Annotated in this window: 1 protein-coding gene; it reads left to right on the top strand. The window is 37.6% G+C overall.

Annotated elements, in window-relative coordinates; all coding sequences use genetic code 11:
- Window positions 1–383: nucleoside hydrolase (locus AC30CM_RS27385; RefSeq protein ID WP_490120035.1), on the top strand; the 383-nt coding region annotated here is incomplete at both ends.

Here is a 383-nt window from a genome sequence, read left to right as displayed (position 1 = left end):
CGTGAGCCAAGAATCGCTGAGCATATTGAATCTATTACTTTGATGGGTGGTGGTACATTTGGAAATTGGACGCCTACAGCAGAATTCAATATTTGGGTAGATGCTGAAGCAGCGAAGCGTGTTTTTGAAAGTGGGATTACTATAAATGTGTTTGGTTTAGATGTAACACATCAAGTTTTAGCCGACGAACACGTGATTGAACGCTTTGAAAGTATCAATAATCCTGTTGCACAGTTCGTCGTAGAATTATTGCAATTCTTTAAGAAGACATACAAGACTCACTTTAATATGGACGGTGGTCCAATACATGATGCTTGTACAATTTTGTATTTGTTACAACCAGAATTGTTTACAATGGTACCCGTTAATATCGACATTGAACA

It is taken from the genome of Mycobacterium sp. DHQP2018-32-09, assembly GCF_058148405.1.
Note: the sequence above shows the minus strand (reverse complement) of the source record. Positions and strands in the feature narration are given on the sequence as shown.